The organism is Actinokineospora sp. PR83, from assembly GCF_021056305.1.
Lineage (GTDB): Bacteria > Actinomycetota > Actinomycetes > Mycobacteriales > Pseudonocardiaceae > Actinokineospora > Actinokineospora spheciospongiae.
In genome coordinates this window covers 41,508-62,752 of record NZ_JAJCXD010000014.1, presented here as the reverse complement: position 1 = coordinate 62,752, position 21,245 = coordinate 41,508, and the positions used below count along the sequence as shown (strand labels likewise).

Below are 21,245 nucleotides of genomic sequence, written 5' to 3'. Positions count from 1 at the left end.
CCCATGACTCCAGGCCGATCCCGAGCCGTCACGGCGGGCGTGGCGCTGGCGGCGGGCGCGCTGCTGGCCCTGGCACCGCTGCCGCAGGCGGGTGCGCAACCGTCCGACCCGAACCAGGTCTACCGGGTGCCCGGGGCCGCGGCGCGGTCCGCCGAACTGGTGGCCAGCGGCGTCGACCTGCTGGAGCGCCGCTCCGGCGACGACCTGTTCGTCCTGGGCACCGACGACGCCACCCGGGTGCGGGGCATGGGCTTCGCGGTCCGCGCCGAGGAGCGGGTGGTGGCCCCGGTGTCTGCCCGCTCCTCGGCGCCGGACACCTACTACGGCGGCTACCGGACGGTGGCGGCCCAGTACTCCCACCTGGACGCCGTGGCCGCCGCGCACCCGGACCTGGCCTCGGTGCTCACCTACGGCTCGTCCTGGCTCAAGGAGCAGGGCCGCGGCGGCAACGACCTGAAGGCCATCTGCCTGACCAAGAAGTCCGACGGCGACTGCACCCGCGCCGCCACCCCCAAGCCCAAGTTCTTCCTGATCTCGCAGATCCACTCCCGCGAGATCAGCACCGGCGAGGTCTCCTACCGCTGGATCGACGGGCTGGTCGACGCCTACGGCACCGACCCCGCCATCACCACCCTGATGGACACCACGGAGATGTGGGTCGTCCCGGTGGCCAACCCCGACGGCGTCGACATCGTCGCCTCCGGCGGCGACTCCCCGGTCCTGCAGCGCAAGAACGCCAACGACTCCCACCGCGACTGCGGTGTCGGCCGCACCGGGGTGGACCTCAACCGCAACGCTGGCTCCCACTTCGGCGAGAGCGGCACCTCGAACGACCCGTGCAGCGACGTCTACCTGGGCCCGTCCGCCGACTCGGAGGTGGAGAACTCCGCCCTGGAGGCCCTCATCGCCGACCTGTACCCGGACAGGCGCGGGGACGGCGACGCCACCCCCGCCCCCGCCGACACCACCGGCATGTTCATCACCCTGCACGCCGACGCCGCCCAGGTCATCTTCCCGTGGGGCCACGACTCCACCGTCCACACCGGCAACGACGCCGCCCTCCGCGCCTTCGGCGAGGAACTGGGCGCGAAACTCGGCTACCGGTCCGGCCAGGCGGGCGAGATCCTCTACGACTCCGCGGGCGGCACCGAGGACTGGGTCTACGACAAGCTCGGCGTGGCCGCCTACACCATCGAGGTCGGCGACAGCGACAACCGGGGCTGCGACGGCTTCCTCCCGCCCTACTCCTGCCAGGACGACTACTACTGGCCCAAGCTCGAACCGGCCCTCGTCCTGGCGGCCCAGAAGGCGGCGGCCCCCTACGCCGAACCCTGAGCCCGGCCTCCCCGGCCTCAGAACACCAGGCTCAGCGGCATGATCACCGCCAGCGCCGTCACCGAGATCACCGTCTCCATCAGCGACCAGGTCCGGATCGTCTGCCCCACCGTCAGCCCGAAGTACTCCTTCACCAGCCAGAACCCGGCGTCGTTCACGTGGGAGAAGAACAGCGACCCGGCGCCCACCGCCAGCGCCACCAGCGCGGCCTGCGCGGGCGGCAGCCCCTCGGCCAACGGCGTGATGATCCCCGCGGCGGAGATCGTGGCGACGGTCGCGGAACCCGTGGCCAACCGGATGGCGACGGCGACCAGCCACCCCAGCAGGATCGGGGAGAAGTCGGCGTCCTTCGCCAGGCCGGTGATCACGTCCCCGACCCCGGCGTCGACCAGGGTCTGCTTGAACCCGCCCCCGGCGCCCACGATCAGCAGGATGCCCGCGATGGGCGGCAGGGCGGCGGACACGCTGTCGCGCAGCCGTTCCCTGGTGAACCCGGCGGCCCGGCCCAGCGTCACCATCCCCAGCAGGACGGCGGCGAGCAGCGCCACCAGCGGGTCGCCGACGAAGTCCAGCGCCCGCCGCACGGGGTTGCCCTCGTCCAGCAGGATGTCCGAGAGCGCCTTGCCCATCATCAGCACCACCGGCAGCAGCACGGTGGCCAGGGTCGCGGCGAAGCCGGGGCGCCGATCGGTGGCCCCGGTCGACTCCGGCACCAGGTGCTCCGGCGCCTCGGCGGACACCCAGCGCGAGGCCAGGCGCCCGAACAGCGGCCCGGCCACGACCACCGTGGGGATGGCGACCAGGAGCCCCAATCCCAGCGTGATCCCCAGGTCGGCCTTCACCGCGTCCACCGCTGCCAGCGGCCCCGGGTGCGGCGGCACCAACCCGTGCAGCACCGACAGCCCGGCCAGCGCCGGGATGCCCAGCAGCATCAGCGGCTGCCCCGTCCGCTTGACCACCAGGAGGACAACCGGGATCAGCATGACCAGCCCGATCTCGAAGAACATCGGCAGCCCGATCAGCACCGCCACCAGCGCCATGGCCCACGGCAGCATCGCCCCGCCGGCCCGGCTGATGATGGTGTCGACGATCCGGTCCGCCCCGCCGGAGTCGGCGAGCAGCTTGCCCAGCATCGCGCCCAGGGCGATGAGCACCCCGACCCCGGCGACGGTGGTCCCGACCCCGCCGCTGAAGCTTTTGATCAGCTTGTCCACCGGCATCCCGGCGATCAGGCCGAGCGCGCCGGACCCGAGGACGAGTGCGAGGAACGGGTGCAGCTTGACCTGGGTGATCAGCACGACGATCAGCGCGATGCCGATCAGCGCGGCGCCGATCAGCCGGGTGTCGGTGCCGGTCCACCCGGCGGCGAGGGTGGTCACGGCCGGGTGTCCCCGCGCAGCGCGGCGAGGGCGGAGTCGACCAGTTCCCCGGGGGTGTTGGCGACGTCGAGCCGGATCCCGCGCTCGTGGGGGGTGAGGGGTTCGAGGTCGGCGAGCTGGGAGGCCAGCAGCGACGGCGGCATGAAGTGCCCGCTGCGGTGGCCGATGCGCTCGGCGAGCAGGTCCGGGGAGCCGTCGAGGTGCAGGAACCACACGTCGGGGGCGGCGGCGCGGAGGGTGTCGCGGTAGCGGCCCTTGAGGGCGGAGCAGGTGACCACCCCGCCGCCGTCGGCGGCGCGGTCGGCGATCCACCCGGCGATGGCGGCCAGCCAGGGTTCCCGGTCGGCGTCGGTGAGCGGGACACCGGAGGTCATCTTGTCGATGTTGGCCCGCGGGTGGAACTCGTCGGCCTCGGCCAGGGGGACGCCCAGCCTGCCCGCGAGCAGCGACGCGACCGTGGTCTTGCCCGACCCGGAGACGCCCATCACGACCACGACAGTGTGCTCAGTCACGGACCCAGTGAAACTCAAAGGTAGTACTTATTCAAGAGAAAGACGCAGATTGGTCATATGAGTGCGATAGTGCTCCCCGTGACCTCAGGACTACCCGCGAAACTGCTCGCCACACTCGGCACGGCCATCGTCAACGGCGACCTGGCGCCGGGCGCGGTCCTGCGGACCGAGGAGCTGGAGCGGTCGCACGCCGTCTCGCGGACCGTCGTGCGGGAGACCCTGCGGGTGCTGGAGTCGATGCGGCTGGTCACCAGTCGGCGGCGGGTGGGCATCACGGTGCGACCGCGGGCGGAGTGGAACCTCTACGACCCGATGGTGATCCGCTGGCGGCTTGCCGGGGTGGAGCGCGCGGCCCAGCTCCGCTCGCTGACGGAGCTGCGCGCTGCGGTGGAGCCGGTGGCCGCGGGCCTGGCGGCCCGCAACGCCACCCCCGCCCAGGCCGGGCAGTTGGTGTCGCTCGCGCTGTCGCTGCGCGCGTCGGTGACCGACCTGGAGGCGTTCCTGCGCCACGACATCGCCTTCCACCACCTGGTGCTGCGCATGTCGGGCAACGAGATGTTCGCCCAGCTCGCCGAGGTGGTCGGCGAGGTCCTCAGTGGACGCACCCACCACCACCTGATGCCCGCGGAGCCCGAGGCCGAGGCGGTGCGGCTGCACGCGGCGGTGGCCGAGGCCGTGGCCCGCGCGGACCCCGCGGCGGCCGAGTCCGCGATGCGCGCCATCGTGACCCAGGCCGCCGAGGAGATGTCCGCCGCCCTGGGCGGCGCGTGAACCACGGGGACCAGCCCGGGGATCAGCCCGCCGCGGCCCAGCCGGTGAGCATCCGGGACGCGATCGAGGTGGTCCCGGGCAGGACCAGGCCGTCGAGGGTGCCCCCCGCGGCGATGGTCGCCCGCACGGTCTCCCGGGAGAACCAGCGCGCCTGCTCGATCTCCCCCTCGGCCGGGACCAGCGGCGCGGTGGGGTCCGCGGTGGCGGTGAAGCCGATCATGATGGACCGGGGGAACGGCCACGGCTGGCTGCCCAGGTAGCGGACGTCGGCGACCCGGACGCCCACCTCCTCGGCGATCTCGCGCTCCACGCAGGCCTCCAGGGACTCGCCGGTCTCGACGAACCCCGCCAGGACGGAGAACCGGCCCTCCGGCCAGATGGGCTGGCGCGCCAGCAGGACGTTCTCGCCGTTGACGCCCCGGCCGTCGTGCACCAGGCAGATGACGGCGGGGTCGGTGCGCGGGTACTCCTCCCGCCCGCACCCGGTGCAGTGCGTGGCCCAGCCCGCCGCCACTGCCCGCACCGGGGAGCCGCAGTTGGCGCAGAACCGGGCCCGGGCGTGCCAGTTGGCCAGGCCCGCCGCGGTGGTGAACAGGCCCGCCGAGGCGTCGTCGAGCAGGGCGCCCACGGCGCGCAGGTCGTGCCAGTGCTCACCGGCCTCCGACACCGCCCCGGTCCACAGGCCCCAGGCGTTCGGCGGGGCGACGGCGCCCTCGCGCATGGGCTCGTCCGCCGGGACCGACCAGTAGGCGGTGTCGCCGTCCTGGCCCAGCAGCCGGGCCTCGGCCGGGCGGGTCGCGGACAGCTCCCGCGCCCGCCGCGGCAGCAGGGCGGTGGCGTCCTCGGTGACCGGGGTGCGGCCCAGGTGGTCGACCAGCACGACCAGCCCGCTCTGCCACAGGGCGTCGAGCGCTCCCTCGTCCTTGCGGATCAGCTCGTCCCGGGTGACGGCCGAGCGGGACAGGACGGGGAGCTCGGTGAGCTGGAACGGTTCGGTGGTCATCTCTCGCCTGGGTGAACGGGGTGGGGCGCGGTCAGGGGAAGGTGACCCCGCCGAGCTCCCGCAGGGAACCGAGCTTCGCGGCGTCGCCGACGATGACCCCGGTGAACCGGCCCGGCGCGAAGAACTCCGCCGCCGCGGCGGCGACCTCCGCCACGGTGACCGCCTTGAGCCGGTCCGGCTGGCCGAGCAGGTACTCCACGCCCAGGCCCAGCATGGCCAGCGCGGCGATCTGCGAGGCCAGGCCGCCCTGCGAGGAGGTGGCGATGAGCAGGGTGCCGATCGCGTACTCGCGGACGGTCTCCAGCTCGGCGGCGTCCGGCGGGGTCTCCACCAACCGCTGCAGCTCGGCCCGGATCTCGCGCAGCGCGCCGTCGGTGACGTCCGAGGCGGTGTCGGTGTCGATCAGCAGCGTCGCGCCGTCCGGGGTGAACTCGGAGTAGGAGCGGGCGTGGTAGGTGTAGCCCTTGTCCTCGCGGATGTTCTCCACCAGCCGGGAGGAGAACATGCCGCCGAAGGCCAGGTTCGCCAGTTGCAGCGCCGGGTAGCGCGGGTCGGTCCGGACGATCGACTGCGCGGAGAGCCGGAACTGCGACTGCACCGCACCGGGCCGGTCGACCAGCAGCAGGTCGCCCGGGGTCAGCTCGGGCAGCGGCGGCAGCACCGCGGCGGACGCCTCGGCGGTCCAGCCCGCGAAGGCGGCCCGCGCGGCGGCGACGGCGGCGTCGGGCTCGACGTCGCCGACGAGCACCAGCACCGAACCGCGCGGCAGCACCGCGGCGCGGTGCAGGGCGCGCACGTCCTCGGCGCCGACCTGCGCCACGTCCTCGGCCTCGGGCATCTCCCTGGTGAACGGGTGGTCGCCGTAGCGGTGCTTCTGCAGCGCCTTGCGGGCGATGACGCTGGGCTGCGACCCGGCGATGCTGATCCGCTCGATCAGCCTGGCCCGCTCCCCCTCCACCTCGTCGTCGCGGTGCACGGCGCCGGTCAGCGCGTCGGCCAGCACCTCCAGCAGCGTGCCGAGGCCGTCGGCCAGGGCGTTGCCGCCGACGGAGAGCACCTCCGGGTCGACCGAGGCGCCCAGCTCACCGCCGACCAGCGCCAGCTCGGTGTCGACCCCGACCCGGTCGCGGGTGGCGGTGCCGGTCAGCAGGGTCGCCGCCAGCACCTCGGCGGTGGCCGCGTGCCGCGGCTCCGCGCCCGCGAACGGGACGCGCAGCCGCACCTCCACCATCGGCACCGTGGACTGGCGCACCGCCACGACCCGCAGGCCGTTGTCCAGCACGGTGTCCACGTAGGACAGGTCGGTGGCCGCGCGGTACTCGCCGAGCGGCGGGAGCGGACGCGGTCCCAGCTCGGTGCGCCCGATCTCCTCGGCGGTGCGGCTCACGGGTTTCCTCCTCGGAAGGCAACGGTGGGGCTGGTGCGGGTGGTGCTCACTCGGCGCTCCCCGCGGGGGAGATCGTCAGCACCGCGCGGGAATCCGGGCGCAGCGTCGCGGCGGCGGCGGACACGGCGGCCGGGGTGACCGCGGAGATCTTCCCCGGCAGGGCGTGGACCAGGGCCGGGTCGCCGAAGAGCAGCTCGAACGAGCCCAGCGCCAGGGTGCGGCTGACCAGCCGGTCGTGCTCCTTGTGCAGGGTCGCGGCCCAGCGGGCGACGACCTTGGCCAGCTCCTCCTCGGTCGGCGGGGTGGCGGCGAGCTTCGCCAGCTCCTCGTCCAGCGCGCCCAGCACGGTGTCGACCGAGACGTCCGGGGAGTACATGGCGGTCACGATGAACGTGTCCGGGTCGCGGGCCTCGAACGGGCCGAACATGCCGCAGCCCGCGCTGACGTCGGTGACCAGTTGGTCGCCGTAGACCAGGCGCTGCTGCAGGCGCGACCCGTCGCCGTCGGCGAGCACACCGGCGAGGACCAGGAAGGTGAGGTAGCCGTCGAGGTCGGCGACCGGGTCCGGGATGCGGTAGCCGACCGCGACCGCGGGCACCGGGGCCAGCCGGTCGGTGATGTCGGCGCGCACCTCGCCGTCGGGGGCGGGCTCGGCGAACGACGGCCGCTCCGGCCGCGGCCGCGCGGGCACGTCGCCGAAGTGCTTCTCGACCAGTTCGCGCGCGGTCTCCACGGTGAAGTCACCGGCCACCGTCAGCACCGCGTTGGCCGGGGCGTAGTAGGTGTCGAAGAACGCGGCGCAGTCGGCGACCGTCGCCTGCTCCAGGTCCTCGAACCCGCCGTAGCCGTTGTGCGCGTTGGGGAACGTCTTGTACAGCACCGGCGGCAGCGTGATCCAGGGGAAGCCGCCGTAGGGCCGGTTGAGCACGTTGAGGCGGATCTCCTCCTTCACCACGTCGATCTGGTTCTTGAGGTTCTCCGCGGTGATCTTCGGGGCGCGCATCCGGTCGGCCTCGAGGAACAGCGCCCGTTCCAGCGCCGCCGACGGCAGCACCTCGAAGTAGTCGGTGTAGTCCGGGTGCGTCGACCCGTTGAAGGTCCCGCCGGAGGACTGCACGTGCCGGAAGTGGGCGAGCTTCTCCAGGCTCTCGCTGCCCTGGAACATGAGGTGTTCGAACAGGTGCGCGAAACCGGTCCGCCCCTCGGGCTCGGAGCGGAAGCCGACGTCGTAGTGCACGCTCACGCCCACGACCGGCGAGGTCGTGTCCGGGGCGAGGACCACGCGCAGCCCGTTGGCCAGGGTGTAGCGGTGCAGCTCGGAAACGGTCACACGGCGAGCCTACGGGAGCGGTGCCCGAGCGGGCAGCGGACGGTGTTCGCCTGTGGATAACTCACCCGTGCCCCGTGGGGCGTCACCCGGCCGGGGAGCGGCTCACGCCTTGGCGAACACCTCGTCGAGCCCGGTCAGGAAGGCGCGGAACTGCTCGGTGAACCGCTGCTGGTCGGTGGCCGCGGCCGGGTCCTGCGTCGCGTACCAGTACAGGCCGGGCGCACCGTCCGCGGCGGAGTCCAGCGCGCCGAACCGGGTCAGCCACTGCTCGGCGTCGTCCAGCGCCACCGCGTAGGGCAGTCCACGCGAGAACACCATTTCCCGGTCGGCAGCCGCAACCGACTCCGGGTCGGCGGTGTTCAGATAGGTGTGGACTCCTCGAATCTGTTGCAGCAGCACACTGCCCCGCTCGGTGCGCACCGGCATGAGCCGCCCGCCGAGCACCAACCCGACCCCGACCACCGCCAGGGCGACACCGAGCAGCGCGGGGCCGCCGACGACCCCCAGCAGCACCGTCAACGCCGTGCCCAGGGCGAACACGACGATGCCCGCGATGACCAGCGGGCCCAACCCGGTCGGCTTGCGGCCGAACCACCCGTGGGCCACCGCGTCGCCGTGGACCGCGGCGCGCACCGCGGTGACGTCCGGCGGGGCGGCGCGCAGGGCGGACAGCCGCACGGACTCGGTGCCCTCGGGCAGCAGGGCGGTGTAGACGGTCCGCTCGTAGTCGACCAGCGCGTCGTCGGCCGGGTTGCGGCGCACCAGCTGCCAGTCGCCGTCCACCTCGGTGATCCACAGGTAGTTGCGCACCGCCAGGTCGACCACGGTGGCGCTGAGGTCGCGCGCGTCCACCCGCTCGTCGACGACCGTGCCCACCTGCCCGGGCAGCACGCCGTCCGGCGAGGCGAACACGGCCCGCCCGGCCGCGGTGTCGAGCAGTCCCACCGGCTCGACGTCGGCGGCCTGCGCCGCGGCGTCGCGGGACCGGGCGCGCCACAGCACGGCGAACCCGGCCAGCAGCAGGAGCAGCGCCACCCCGAGCCCGGTGCCGCTGAGCGGGGTGAGCGCGAACGCCGCCGCGGCCGTGCCCGCGGCCTCGAACCGGGCGTTCGCCGGGACGGTGCCCGCGGGCAGGTCTGCGGCGAGGTCGACGCGGGCACCCGCGTCCAGGTTCGACTGCACCACGCGCAGCACGGAGCCGCCGTCGGTCAGCGCGGACTCGCACCGGTCCTCGGTGTTGGCCGCACCGGCCAGGCAGGTGAAGTTCGAGCCGCGCCGCGGGGTGAGCAGCGAGCCGCGCACCAGCACCAGCTTCGAGTCCCAACCACTGGCGACCTGCCAGCGGAACCGCTGGTGGTCGCCGAGGTCCTCCACCGCACCGTCCACGGTGTACCGGACCGTGGAGGCACCCTCGCCGAGCCGGAGCACGAGGTCGTCGCCCTCGACCGCGGCGGTGCCGTTGCCGTCGACCTCCGGGTCGCGCACGGTGAACACCCGGTCGCCGATGCGCAACGGGGCGGTGCGGGTCATGGTCTGGCGGGCCTGCACGATCACCTGCTCGCGGACCGTGAGGCTGCCGTCGCGCTCGACCTTGAGCTGCACGTTGACGCTGCGCGGCAACGGCGGCGCGCCGACGCCCGGGGGGCGCACCGGCTTGCCGTTGGAGCCGGTCGGCGGCACCGGGGCGATCGACGGCGCGGAGCCGCCACCGGGGTTCGGACCCGCCGAGGGGACCGGGAAGTCGATCGTCGGCGCGTCCGTCGGCGGGGTGGGGAAGGACGGCTGCGCCGCCCCCAGCACCACGCCGCAGGAAGTGACGGCGATCGCTGCGGCCCATTTCGTCAACACGGCAGCGAACGATAGCCCAGCGCCCATATGCTCACCGGCGTTCCGCGGAAAAGGTGCGGGGCAGTTCGTCGGACACGGGGGAAGTTGATGAGCCAGCCGCCGATCGGTCCGTGGCGCCCGCAGGGGCCCCACGGACCGGTGCCGCCACCGATGCCCGTCGCGCCGCCGCCGGTGGCCCGGCCGATGCCACCGGCACCGGGGTACCCGCGGGGTCCACAGGGGACGCGCGCGTACCCGGCGGGACCGCCGTCCGGCGGTTTCCCCACCGGCCCGCACCAGGGCGGCCCGCGGTACGACGGACCCCGGCCCGGCGGCCCACACCCCACGGGCCCACACCCCACGGGACCGCAGCCCTTGGGACAGCAGCCAGCGGGACGGCACACCACCGGGCCGCAGCCCACGGGTTCGTACGGCGCACCGTACGGGCAGGCGCCCGGGTACGGGCCGCCTGCGTACGTCCCACCGCCCGGCTACGCCCCGCCGCCCGGGTACGGGGCACCGCCGGGGTACGGGCCACCGCCGGTGTGGCGCCCGCCGTACCCGCCGCGCAAGTCCAACACCGGCCCGATCCTGGCGATCGGTCTGGTGGTGCTGCTCATCGCGGGGGTGGCCGTCGTCGGCATCGCCAACGTGGCGCGCAAGCGGAAGTCCCCCAGCGACATCGGCTACAGCTACCCGACCACCACGTCCTCCACCTACTCCACGTACTCCTCCCCCGGGTCCACGACGACCACGCGCGGCTCGTCGAGCACGACGGCGGGTGACTCGACGACCACGACGACCGGCACCCGGTCCGCGGACCCGACCACCCGGACCACGACGCGCACCACCACCACGCAGACGTCGACCACACCCGCGGGGCCGAAGCCGGTGCACGCGCTGGCCGACAACCCGCTGTTCTCCGCGTCCAACGGCGCCAGCAACGTCACCTGCAACCTGCCCGCGTGGCGGACCGACCCGCAGAGCGCGCAGCAGTTCTTCACCGCCGCCCTGCCGTGCCTGGAGCAGGCGTGGGCCCCGGCGATGCAGCGGGCCGGGCTGCCCTACTTCACCCCGGGCCTGCAATTCCCCTCGGGCAGCACCTGGGAGAGCCCGTGCGGCTCGGCGAGCCAGGGCACCTGGGCGGCGTTCTACTGCCCGACGAACAACACCATCTACATGCCGTTCGAGGGCTTGCAGACCAAGCAGAACGGCACCAACTCCGGCGTGTACCTGGCCGTGTTCTCGCACGAGTTCGGCCACCACATCCAGGCCCTGTCCGGTGTCCTCGACGCCTACTGGGACACCCGCTACGAGGCGGGCGACCAGACCGAGAAGGGCCTGGAGCTGTCCCGCCGCTCGGAGTTGCAGGCCCAGTGCTTCGGCGGCATGTGGTTCGCCGCGGGCCAGAACGGCGGCGGCTCCTTCACCGACAAGGTCATCCGCGAGATGCTCGCCGACGGCTACAACCGCGGCGACTGGCAGCAGGGCGTCCCCCGCGACCACGGCTCCCCGCAGCACTACGGCGCCTGGCAGGAACACGGCTTCACCAACAACCGCACCGGTCCGTGCAACACCTGGGCCGCGGCGTCCGCGGACGTCAGCTGATGCACCCCGACGAGGTCCCGACCGACGTCCACCTGGTCCGGGCCCTCGTCGCCACCCAGTTCCCCCGGTGGGCCGGGTTGCCGGTGTCGCCGGTGACCTCGTCGGGCACGGACAACGCGATGTTCCGCCTGGGACCGTCCCTGGTGGCCCGCCTGCCCCGGATCCCGGCCGCGGTGGACAACGTGGCCAGGGAACAGCGCTGGCTCCCCCACCTGGCGCCGCACCTGCCGGTCGCCGTCCCGGTCCCGGTGGCCCACGGTGAACCGGCCCACGGCTACCCGTTCCCCTGGTCCGTCCTGCGCTGGCTCGACGGCGAGAACCCCAGCCCCCCGACCGCCACACCTCCCGGAAGTCCACTCACCCGCCCCGCAGGTCCACCCCCCGAACCCGAAAACCCGCTCCTGGGCCCAGGAAAACCACTCCCCGACCCGGAAAACCTGTTCCCCAGCAGCAAAAACCCGCTACCCCACAGGGGAAACCCACCCCACGACAGCGGCCCCCGCACCGAACCCGGCACGAAACCCGCTGTCGGATCCCACGCCGAATCCCGAGCCGAACCTCTCGGGGATCCCCCCGATTTCCATTCTACCGGCGGGCACCGACAGTCCGGGGTCGCGCGAGGGCGGTTGTCCACAGGTGTGGATGAGGAGTTGGCGCGCGGGTTGGCCGGGTTCGTCGCGGCGCTGCGGGCGGTGGACCCGGCGGGCGGACCGGAGTCGGGGCGCGGGCAGGCGCTGGTGACCCGGGACGAGCCCACCCGGGCGGCGCTGGCGCGGCTGGGTGGTGAGGTCGACGTGGCCCGGGCGGCGCGGGTGTGGGTCGACTGCCTGGCGGTGGGGCCGGGGGACGCGGCTCCCGCGTGGTGCCACGGGGACCTGTCGCCGGGGAACGTGCTGGTCCGCGACGGGCGGTTGCGGGCGGTGATCGACTTCGGCGGGGTCGGCGTCGGGGACCCGACGGTCGACCTCGTCGTGGCGTGGAACCTGCTGTCCCCGGCGGGGCGGGAGGTGTTCCGGGCGGAACTGGAGGTGGACGACGCGACCTGGGAGCGGGGGCGCGGCTGGGCGCTGTCGATCGCCCTCATCCAGCTCCCGTACTACCGGACGTCCAACCCCGCCCTGGCGGCGAACGCCCGGCACACCATCAGCGAGGCGCTGAATCCCGGACGTTGAGCGCCCAGGTGACCAGCGGCCACTGGAGCGGGAGTCGACCCCAGGCGATCGCGCGGGCGGGGAGCGGCTTCCCCTTGCGCTCGTAGTCGACGACCATCTTGACGTTGCCGGGGAAGACGGCGACGAAGAGCAGAGCGGCCAGCAAACCACCCAGGCGGCGGGTCCTGGGGAGGGCCACCGCGAGGGCGACGGTCGCCTCCGCGACACCCGACAGGTACGTCCACAGGCGCCTGCCACCGGGGAGTTCCTTCGGGACGAGCGAGTCGAACTGCTTCGGGACGACGAAGTGCAGCGTGCCCGCGGTGCCCAGGAGCAGCGCGAGCGCGATCGCCCGGCGGGAGTCGGTGGTGGCCACGGGCCCACCCTGCCACGACGGGGGTCGGGCGGGCGATGAGCCTCACCACACGGTCGGGGTGCGTGGCGGTTAACCTTCCGCCGTGAGTCGCACGTCACGGGGGAGGCACCGGTGATCAAGCCCAAAAGGGTGTTCGACAGCCTCAACGACCGCGCCGAGCACGACCTCGTCGGGGTCATCCGGATGCCGGAGAGCAGCGTCAGCCCGGTCGCCTCGATCCTGCGGCGGGTGCTGTGGGCGCTGCTGGCCCTGTTCGTCGCGGTGATGATCGTCTACCTGGACCGGGACGGGTACCGCGACGTCAACGAGGACGGGATCTCGTTCCTCGACGCGATCTACTACGCCACGGTGTCGCTGTCGACCACCGGCTACGGCGACATCACCCCGGCCAGCGACTCGGCGCGGCTGATCAACATCCTGGTGATCACCCCGCTGCGCATCCTCTTCCTCATCATCCTGGTCGGCACCACCCTGGCGGTGTTGACCGAGCGCTCACGGCAGGCTTTCAAGATCCAACGGTGGAGGTCGAAGGTGCGGGACCACGTGGTCGTCGTCGGGTACGGCACCAAGGGCCGCTCCGCGGTCAGCGCGGTGCTCTCCGACGGGGTCGAGCCCAGCCGGATCGTCGTGGTCGACACCGACCAGGCGATGCTCGACGCGGCGTCGATGCTGGGGCTGGTGACCGTGCACGGGTCGGGCACCCGCTCGGACGTGCTCCGGGTCGCGGGCGTGCCCCGGGCCAAGTCGGTGGTGGTGGCCTCCAGCCGGGACGACTCGGCGGTGCTGATCACGCTGACCGCCCGCGAACTCGCCCCCGACGCCCAGATCGTCGCCGCCGTCCGGGAGACCGAGAACGTGCACCTGCTGCGCCAGTCCGGCGCCAACCAGGTCGTGGTGTCCAGCGAGACGGCGGGCAGGCTCCTGGGCATGGCCACCCACACCCCCAGCGTGGTCGGCATGGTCGAGGACCTGATCACCCCGGACGAGGGCCTGGCCATCTCCGAGCGCGAGGTCGAGGACAGCGAGGTCGGCGGTTCCCCCCGCCACCTGACCGACATCGTCCTGGGCCTGGTCCGCGCGGGCACCCTGTACCGGGTCGACTCCGCCGAGGCGGACGCCATCGAAGCGGGCGACCGCCTCCTCTACATCCGCAAGGTCACCCCGGCCGACGACTAGGCCGCGGAAGGCCCCTTGCCCCGTCTGCGACGATCCGTAGGGTGCGCTTCCCGCTGAACCTGCCGGAGCCGGTTGTGAAATCGGCGGTGGCGGCGACGGTCAGCATCGTGCTGGCCCTGGCCTTCGCCCTGGCGGGCGGCCTGGGCCAGTGGTCCTCGGCGGCATCCGGGTTGAGCAGCGCCTCGGCGACGGTGGTGGCGGGTGCGTCGTGCTCCTCGGCCGGGCCGGAACGGGTCCGGTTCACCCAGGGCGGAGGTCCCCGGGAGGCGCTGCTGGACGCGTGCGGGCACGCGGAGGGGGAGGTGGTGGACATCTCCGTGGGGGACGGGGAGGTGGTGCACCTGGTGTCGGCGAACACGGGGACGACGTTCGACGCGCGGCCGGTGGGGGTGGTGCTGATGATCTTCGCGGGGATCGCCGGGGCGGGGATGGTGGAGCTGTGGCAGCGGAGCGGGCGGGCTCGGCGGGGTGGGCGGTAGAGACGGGTGGGGCGCCTCGGGGCCTGGGCATTTCGGGTGGTGAGCTGCTGGACGCTTGGGGTGGGTGTGGTGCTGGTTCGGAGTGGCGGCAATGGTTCGCGGTGCACCAATGGGTTTGCGGATGCGCCGGTGGGTTCGGGGGGCGCCGGTGAGAAGCGCCGTTGGTCTGTGCCTGCGCGGTTGGTTGCGCTGGGGCAGTGGCTCGCGGCGGGTATTGGCTTGGGCTGGGCTGGGCGCAGCGTGGGCGGCCGGTGGGCTCGCGGGGGTGGGTGGTCAGGGTTTGGGTGGGGGCGGCTTGTTCGCGGCGGGCTTGTTCGGGGTGGGGTCGGGTGGGGGGACTGATCTGAGGAGGGCGCGCAGGCCCTGGGCGTCGAGGAGGTCGGCGGGGCTGAGGGTGTGGTCGTGGCGGACGTAGTGGAAGGCGGCTCGGACCCGGGTGGGATCGGTGTCGACGAGGGCGGCCCAGGCCAGGCGGTAGGCGGCCAGTTGGACCGTGAGGGCGGGGAGGCGGTCCTCCGGCGGGATCTGGCCGGTCTTCCAGTCCACGACGGTCCAGCCTCCGTCCGGGTCGTGGAAGACGGCGTCGATGCGGCCTCGGATGTTGAGGCCGTCTATCTCGGTGGCGAAGGGGACTTCGACCTGGTGGGGGGTGCGGTGGGCCCAGGGGCTGTTCAGGAAGGCCTCCTGGAGGGCTTCCAGGTCGGAGTCGGGGAGGGCGGTGTCGTCGGAGGCGCCGGGGAGTTCGTCGAGGTCGAGGAGGGCGGTGGAGCCGAAGCGGCGTTCCAGCCAGGCGTGGAAGTCGGTGCCCCGGCGGGCGGTGGGGTTGGGGGGGAAGGGCAGGGGGCGGCGGAGGCGGCGGGCCAGGGCCTCGGGGTCGGCGGCCAGTTCGACCAGTTGGCTCACGGTGAGGTGGGCGGGGAGGGCGACCTCGATGCGGCGGGAGGAGGCGGCGGCGCGTTCGGCCAGCAGGACGTCGGTGTCGCGGACCCAGCCTTCGGGGTCGGTGGGTTCCGGGGGTGGTTCCTCGCCCGCGCGGAGGGCGGCCAGCTCGGCGCGGACCAGGGCGGCGCCGGTGGCGACGTCGGCGCGGCGGGGGCCCAGGGGGTCGATCGGCCACGCGGTGGTCTTGGTGGCGGTGGCCAGGGGGTTCTCCGCGCCCTCCTCCGGTTCGGGTTCCCAGGTGTCGACGACACCGGAGGACCAGCGGCGTTCCTCGACGTAGGCGTGCAGGTCGGTGAGGAAGTCCGACGGGCCCCGGGGGGTGGAGCCGGTGCGGGCCCACCAGTGGCCGGAGGCGAAGAGGGTGCGTTCGGAGCGGGTGAGAGCCACGTAGAACAGGCGGCGTTCCTCGACGAGGCCGCGTTCGGCGAACTCCTCCCGGTGCGCGTCGAGGAGTTGGGTGACCTCCTTGCGGTTGGCCGCGCCCGCCAGGTCCAGCCTCGGGAGGTCCTGGGCGTCGCCGCGCAGGTGGGCGGGCAGCTCGGTGACGTCGGTGAGCCAGCTCCCACCGCGCTTGGCGCTGGGGAACACGTCGCGGACCAGGTGCGGGATGGCGACGACCTCCCACTCCAGGCCCTTGGCGGAGTGCACGGTGAGGATCTGGACGCGGTCGGGGGCCACCTCGACCTCGCCGGGTTCGAGGCCGTCCTCGGCGTCCTCGGCGGTGGCGAGGTAGTCCAGCAGCGCGGGCAGGCCCGCGGTGGGGCTGGCGCGGGCGTAGTCGGCGACCACGTCGGCGAAGGCGTCGAGGTGGGCGCGGCCCGCGCCGCCGTGGCGGGCGGTGGCCTCGATGTCGAGGAGCATGGTGCGCTCGACGTCGGCGACCAGTTCGGGCAGCGGCTGGTCGAGGCGGCGGCGCAGGGCGGTGAGTTCGTGGCCGAGGGCGCGGATGCGGGCGTGGCCCTGCCGCGAGTACGCGTCGGGGGGGCCGGGGTCGTCGATGGCGTCGACCAGGCCCGCCTGTTCGGCGCCCTCGCCGGGGACCGCGTCGGCCGCGGCCTCGCCGTCGGGGGTGACCGCGTAGGCGCCCGCGAGCGAGCCCGCGCGACGCCACAGGGCGGCCAGGTCGGCGGCGCCCACCCGCCAGCGGGAGCCGGTGAGCAGCCGGGCGGCGGCGGTGCCCGCGAGCGGGTCGATGAGCACGCGCAGGGCGCTGACCAGGTCGCGGACCTCGGGTTCGTCGAGCAGGCCGCCGAGGCCGACGACCTCCACCGGCAGGCCCCTGGCGCGCAGGGCGGCGGCGAGGGCGGCCATGTCGGAGCGGCGGCGCACCAGGACGGCGGCGGTGGGTGGGGTGCCCCGCTCCGCGCCGACGGACTCCCAGCGGTCGGCGACGCGGTCGGCCACCCAGGCCACCTCGGCGTCCACATCGGACAGCAGGGCGAACCGGATGTCGCCGGGCGGGGCGCCGTCGCGGGCGCGCAGTTCGTCGACCTCCAGGCCCGCGGCGCGCAGCGGGGCGGAGACGGCGTTGGCGAGGTCGAGGACCTCCTCGGGGTTGCGGAAGCTGGTGAGCAGGCCGTACCGGGAGGCGGGCCGCTTGCGCCCGGCGGCCACCCGGGGGAAGTCGGTGGTGAACCGGGGCAGGTTGGCCGCGCTGGCGCCGCGCCAGCCGTAGATGGCCTGGGCCGGGTCGCCGACGGCGGTGACCGGCATCGGTTCGGCGTCCGGGTGCTCCTGGGAGGACCCGAACAGCGAGCGCAGCAGGACCCGTTGCGAGTGGCCGGTGTCCTGGTACTCGTCGAGCAGCACGGCGCCGTAGCGCTCCCGCTCCCCGGCGACCACCTCGTCGTGCCCGGCGGCCAGCCGCGCGGCCAGCGACATCTGGTCGCCGAAGTCGACCGCGCCCTCCCGCCGCTTGCGCGCCGAGTACTCCTCGACCAAGGGCAGCAGCGCCACCCGGAACCGTTGCGCGACAACGACCTTGCGCAGGTCCTGGGAGATCTCGGCGCGCTGCCCCTTGGCCCGCGGGGCGGTCTCGATGGCGTCGCAGAGCACGTCGGCGTAGGCGCGCAGGGCGTCCGGTTCCACCAGGTGCTCGGCGAGTTCCCCGGCCAGCGACAGCAGGTGCCCGGTGACCGTGGCGGGCACGTAGTCGGTCTCCAGGTCGGTCGCCCAGGCCGACACCACCCGGTGGGCGACCTGCCAGGAGGCGGTCTCGGTGAGCAGCCGGGCCCCGGGTTCGACCGGCAGCCGCAGCCCGTGCTCGCCGACCAGCCGCCCGGCGTAGGCGTGGTAGGTGAGCACGGTGGGTTCGCCCGCGTAGACGGCGGCGCGGCGCTCCCCCGTCGGGTCGAGCCGGTCGAGCAGCCGGGAACCGGCGAGCCTGCGCAGCCGGGCGCGCACCCGTTCGGCGAGCTGGCGGGCGGCCTTGCGGGTGAAGGTGAGGCCCAGCACCCGTTCCGGGGTGACCAGGCCGTTGGCCACCAGCCACACCACGCGCCCGGCCATGGTCTCGGTCTTGCCCGCGCCCGCGCCCGCGACGACCAGCGCGGGTTCGGCGGGCGCGCTGATGACCCGTGCCTGCTCGTCGGTGGGCGCGGGCAGCCCCAACTCGTGGGCGAGTTCCCGGGGGCTGACCAGCGCGAGCCCCGGTGGGGGCGGGCCCATCAGCGGCGGGGGTCGGGGGGGACCGGACTCATGGCGGCCAATTTACCCTCGGGCACCGACGATCCCGGGGCTCGCCGTTCTCGCTCACCTGTTCGAGTGGTCACTCGGTGACCTGCCTGCCGCTGGGGTGCAGCGGGCAGGCGGTGCGGACCGGGCAGCGCGGGCAGTCGGGGTTCTCGAACGCGGCGTACTCCGGGCCGACGGTCGCGGCGGCGGCGTCGCGGACGACGCCGAGCCACTGCTCGCGGAGTTCGCCGGACACCGGTTCCTGGTTCCGTTCGGTGGCGCCGGTCTTGTTGTTGGCCTTGGCCACGTACAGCAGCCGCGCGCCGCCGGGTTCGCGCCCGTACTGCTCGAACGCCCCGTAGGCCACGGCGAGCTGGTAGACGGCCAGCTGCGGGTGTTCGGCGGCCTCGGCCGCGCTCACCGGTGACTTGCCGGTCTTGATGTCGATGATCACCGGGCGCCCCTCGGCGTCGACCTCCACCCGGTCCACCCGGCCGCGGACGGTGACGCCGTCGGGCAGTTCCACGGTGATCTCCTGCTCCGCGCCCACCTGGGTCAGGTCGGCGCGGGTGGCGTGCAGCCAGGTGAGGAACGTGTCGACCATGCCGCGCACGCGGTTCTTCTCCCGGCGGGAGAACCACGGCGCCCCCGCGTCGACGCGCGCCCACGCCCGGTCCAGTTCGGACATCAGCTCCTCGCGGGAGAGCCCGGTGGCCGCGGCCTGCGCCAGCGCGTGCACCAGGGTCCCGGTGACGGCGGACAGCTCCGCCGGGTCCTGCCCGCCGTGCCGCTCGACGACCCACCGCAGCGGGCACTTGGCCAGGACCTCCACGTTCGACGGGGACACCCGCACCGGTTCGCCCGGTCCGCGCAGTGGTTCCACTGTGGACAGATCGGCCAGCCCGTACCACCCGTCCGGGTTCGCGCCGGGCACCCCGGCCGCGGCGAGCCGGGCCAGTTGCCGGGCCGCCCGCGCCCGCCGCTCCTCGTCCGCCGCGCCGTCGCAGACCACCTGGCGCAGTTCGCCGACGAGGTCCGCCAGCACCAGTGCGCGCTCCGGTTCGGCCATGGGCACCGCGGTGTCGACGTCGGGGTTGTCGTCGGCTTCGGCGCCTGCCAGTTCCGCCAGGAACCGCGACGGCTGCTCGTCGTCGCCGCGAACCGCGCTCACCAGCAGCTTCGACCGCGCGCGCGAGGCGGCCACCAGCAGCAGCCGCCGTTCCTCGGCCAGCAGCGGCGCGGTCGCCGACACCCGCTCCGAGGTGTCCACACCGGACAGTTGGTCCACCAGCCGCTCCACGCCCAGCAGCGAACCGCGCGGCCGCAGGTCCGGCCAGGCGCCCTCCTGCACCCCGGGCACCGCCACGACCGTCCACTCGCGACCGGCGGCGGCGTGCGCGGTGAGCACCGCCACGGCGTCGCCGCGCGGTGCCGCGGGGGCCAGGGAGTCCCCGGCGATGCGCTGGCCGATCAGGTGGTCGGCGAAGGCGGCGACGCTCGCCCCCGGCGACCGCTCGGTGTGCCGCTCGGCGGCGTGGAACAGGCGCACCACCGCGTCGAGGTCGCGGTCGGCCTGCGCGCCGACGGGCCCACCGCGCGCGGTCTGGGCGACCCAGCGCCCCTCCAGGCCGCAGCCCTGCCAGACGTCCCACAGGACCTGCTCGGTGGTGGCCCCCTCCCGCACGCCCTTGCGCGCGGTCGCCAGCAGCCCCCACACCCGGCGGACCGGCCCGGCTTCCGCGTCGCCGAGGGCGGCGAGCCGGTCGGCGTCGCGCAGCACCTCCACCAGCAGCTCGTCGCTGGACTTGTCGCCGCCCGCGGCCAGCTCCAGGCGGCGCAGGCCGCGGCGGAGCCTGCGCAGGGCCAGCGGGTCGGCGCCGCCGAGCGGGGAGGCGAGCAGGAACTCGGCCATCGGCGGGTCCAGCAGCCGCGGTTCGGCGGCGCAGCGCAGCAGCCCCAGGAACGGGCGCACCGCGGGCTGCTGGGCCAGCGGCAGCTCCTCGCCGGGGGCGGCGACCGGCACCCCGGCGGCGGCGAGGGCGCGGTGCAGCACCGGCACCGACCGGGTGGCGGAGCGGACCAGGACGGCCATGTCGGCCCAGGGGACGTCCTCCAGCAGGTGCGCGCGGCGCAGTTGGTCGGCGATCCAGGCGGCTTCGGCGGCGACCGAGGGGTGCAGCCGCACGGTGACCGCGCCACCGCGGTCCTCGCCCCGGTCGACCCGGCGCGGGCCCGCACCGGGCAGCCGGGCGGCCAGGTGCGACACGGCCTTGCGGACCGCGGGGGCCATCCGGTGGCCGCGGCGCAGCAGCACGGTGCCGCCGCCGGGCTCGGCGTCGCGCAGCAGCCGGGGGTCGGCGCCGCGGAAGGAGAAGACGGCCTGGTCCGGGTCACCGGCGACGACGAACTCCTTGGCCGAGCGGCCCAGGACCGACAGCAGCGCGTACTGCAGCGGGTCGAGGTGCTGGGCGTCGTCGACGAGCAGGTAGCGCACGCGGGAGCGCTCGGCGGCGAGCAGCTCCGCGTCGGTCTCGAAGGCCAGCACGGCGCTGTCGATCAGCTCTGCGGCGTCCAGGGCGGGCGAGGCGGCGAGCGCGGCGGCGCTGTCCGCGCGGCCCTGCAGGAGCATGACCTGCTCGTACTGGCGGGCGAACCACCCGGCGGCCACCCACTCGTCGCGCTCGTACCGAGTGCCCAGCTCGACGAGGTCCTCGGGGCCGAGGCCGCGTTCGGCGGCGCGGGCGATCAGGTCGCGCAGCTCCTCGGCGAAGCCGGGCACCGACAGCGCCGGGCGCAGCCGCTCCGGCCAGCGCCGGGCACCGGACTCCAGGTCGCCGTCGAGGAGTTCGCGGAACACCTGGTCCTGCTCGGGGCCCGACAGCAGCCGCGGGCCGGGTTCGTCGCGCAGGGCGGCCTGGGCGCGCAGCACGGCGAAGGCGTAGGAGTGCACGGTGCGCACGAGCGGTTCGCGGACCGTGCGCAGGTCGGTGTCCGGGTCGTGCAGGGTCAGCAGGTCGGTGATGCGGGTCCGCAGGTCGAGCGCGGCGCGGCGGCCCGAGGTGAGCACCATCAGCTGCTGCGGGTCGACGCCGCCGCGCAGGATGCGGTGCGCGGCCACCTCCGCGAGCAGGGTCGTCTTGCCGCTGCCCGGCCCGCCGAGCACCCGGACGAAGCCGTCGGCCCCGGCCAGCACCCGCCGCGCGTCGTCGTCCCACCGCGAGGCGGGCCGGGGCGCCGCGGGCCTGCGGACCAGGCGCGGCGCGAGCGGGGACTTACCGGCGGGCATCCGCCGATTG

The 21,245-nt window shown here is 74.4% G+C and carries 15 protein-coding genes; 6 read left to right on the top strand and 9 right to left on the bottom strand.

The window, feature by feature from the left end; genetic code table 11:
* The first annotated feature begins 3 nt into the window (after positions 1-3).
* Positions 4-1,335, top strand: a complete 1,332-nt coding sequence (locus L6E12_RS04675) for a M14 family zinc carboxypeptidase (RefSeq protein ID WP_236226624.1) — start codon at positions 4-6, stop codon at positions 1,333-1,335.
* A 17-nt stretch (positions 1,336-1,352) separates the two neighbouring features.
* Here L6E12_RS04675 and L6E12_RS04670 read toward each other — a convergent pair whose 3' ends face one another.
* On the bottom strand, positions 1,353-2,714 hold the full coding sequence (locus L6E12_RS04670) for a gluconate:H+ symporter (RefSeq protein ID WP_236226623.1): 1,362 nt from the start codon (positions 2,712-2,714) through the stop codon (positions 1,353-1,355).
* Positions 2,711-3,199: a gluconokinase gene (locus L6E12_RS04665; protein WP_236226632.1), complete on the bottom strand. Its 489-nt coding sequence runs from the start codon at positions 3,197-3,199 to the stop codon at positions 2,711-2,713. The genes L6E12_RS04670 and L6E12_RS04665 overlap by 4 nt, the downstream gene beginning before the upstream one ends.
* Positions 3,200-3,304: 105 nt before the next feature.
* Here L6E12_RS04665 and L6E12_RS04660 point away from each other — a divergent pair, with 105 nt between their 5' ends.
* Positions 3,305-3,997, top strand: coding sequence for a FadR/GntR family transcriptional regulator (locus tag L6E12_RS04660; protein WP_236226622.1), 693 nt, complete (start codon positions 3,305-3,307; stop codon positions 3,995-3,997).
* Positions 3,998-4,019: 22 nt separating this feature from the next.
* Here the strand turns inward: L6E12_RS04660 and nudC are convergent, their stop codons facing one another.
* The 4 genes from nudC to L6E12_RS04640 form a co-directional block, all read right to left on the bottom strand.
* On the bottom strand, positions 4,020-5,000 hold the full coding sequence (gene nudC / locus L6E12_RS04655) for an NAD(+) diphosphatase (RefSeq protein ID WP_236226621.1): 981 nt from the start codon (positions 4,998-5,000) through the stop codon (positions 4,020-4,022).
* Positions 5,001-5,031: 31 nt separating this feature from the next.
* Positions 5,032-6,387 (bottom strand): pitrilysin family protein, encoded by a 1,356-nt coding sequence (locus L6E12_RS04650; RefSeq protein ID WP_236226620.1) that lies wholly within the window; start codon positions 6,385-6,387, stop codon positions 5,032-5,034.
* Between the two features lie 46 nt (positions 6,388-6,433).
* Positions 6,434-7,717, bottom strand: coding sequence for a pitrilysin family protein (locus L6E12_RS04645; RefSeq protein ID WP_236226619.1), 1,284 nt, complete (start codon positions 7,715-7,717; stop codon positions 6,434-6,436).
* Between the two features lie 102 nt (positions 7,718-7,819).
* Entirely contained in the window at positions 7,820-9,565 is a 1,746-nt protein-coding gene (locus tag L6E12_RS04640) for a DUF2207 domain-containing protein (protein ID WP_236226618.1), read from the bottom strand.
* 354 nt (positions 9,566-9,919) lie between these two features.
* Between L6E12_RS04640 and L6E12_RS04635 the strand changes: the two genes are divergently transcribed.
* Both L6E12_RS04635 and L6E12_RS34260 read left to right on the top strand, forming a co-directional pair.
* Positions 9,920-11,152 (top strand): neutral zinc metallopeptidase, encoded by a 1,233-nt coding sequence (locus L6E12_RS04635; RefSeq protein WP_236226617.1) that lies wholly within the window; start codon positions 9,920-9,922, stop codon positions 11,150-11,152.
* A complete protein-coding gene (locus L6E12_RS34260; protein WP_255683057.1) occupies positions 11,152-12,324 on the top strand; it encodes an aminoglycoside phosphotransferase family protein in 1,173 nt (390 codons plus the stop codon). Before L6E12_RS04635 ends, L6E12_RS34260 begins: the two co-directional genes overlap by 1 nt.
* Here the strand turns inward: L6E12_RS34260 and L6E12_RS04620 are convergent.
* The gene (locus L6E12_RS04620) at positions 12,296-12,679 is read right to left on the bottom strand and encodes a hypothetical protein (RefSeq protein WP_236226616.1); all 384 of its coding nucleotides are present in this window, start codon (positions 12,677-12,679) and stop codon (positions 12,296-12,298) included. The two genes, L6E12_RS34260 and L6E12_RS04620, sit on opposite strands and share 29 nt — an antisense overlap.
* A gap of 111 nt (positions 12,680-12,790) precedes the next feature.
* Here L6E12_RS04620 and L6E12_RS04615 point away from each other — a divergent pair, with 111 nt between their 5' ends.
* Complete coding sequence (locus L6E12_RS04615) at positions 12,791-13,855, top strand: TrkA family potassium uptake protein (protein WP_236226615.1); 1,065 nt, start codon at positions 12,791-12,793, stop codon at positions 13,853-13,855.
* 41 nt (positions 13,856-13,896) lie between these two features.
* Positions 13,897-14,334: a hypothetical protein gene (locus L6E12_RS04610; protein WP_236226614.1), complete on the top strand. Its 438-nt coding sequence runs from the start codon at positions 13,897-13,899 to the stop codon at positions 14,332-14,334.
* 273 nt (positions 14,335-14,607) lie between these two features.
* Here L6E12_RS04610 and L6E12_RS04605 read toward each other — a convergent pair whose 3' ends face one another.
* Both L6E12_RS04605 and L6E12_RS04600 read right to left on the bottom strand, forming a co-directional pair.
* Complete coding sequence (locus L6E12_RS04605) at positions 14,608-17,943, bottom strand: ATP-dependent helicase (protein WP_236226613.1); 3,336 nt, start codon at positions 17,941-17,943, stop codon at positions 14,608-14,610.
* 100 nt (positions 17,944-18,043) lie between these two features.
* Positions 18,044-21,235 (bottom strand): ATP-dependent DNA helicase, encoded by a 3,192-nt coding sequence (locus L6E12_RS04600; protein ID WP_236226612.1) that lies wholly within the window; start codon positions 21,233-21,235, stop codon positions 18,044-18,046.
* Between the last annotated feature and the right edge of the window lie 10 nt (positions 21,236-21,245).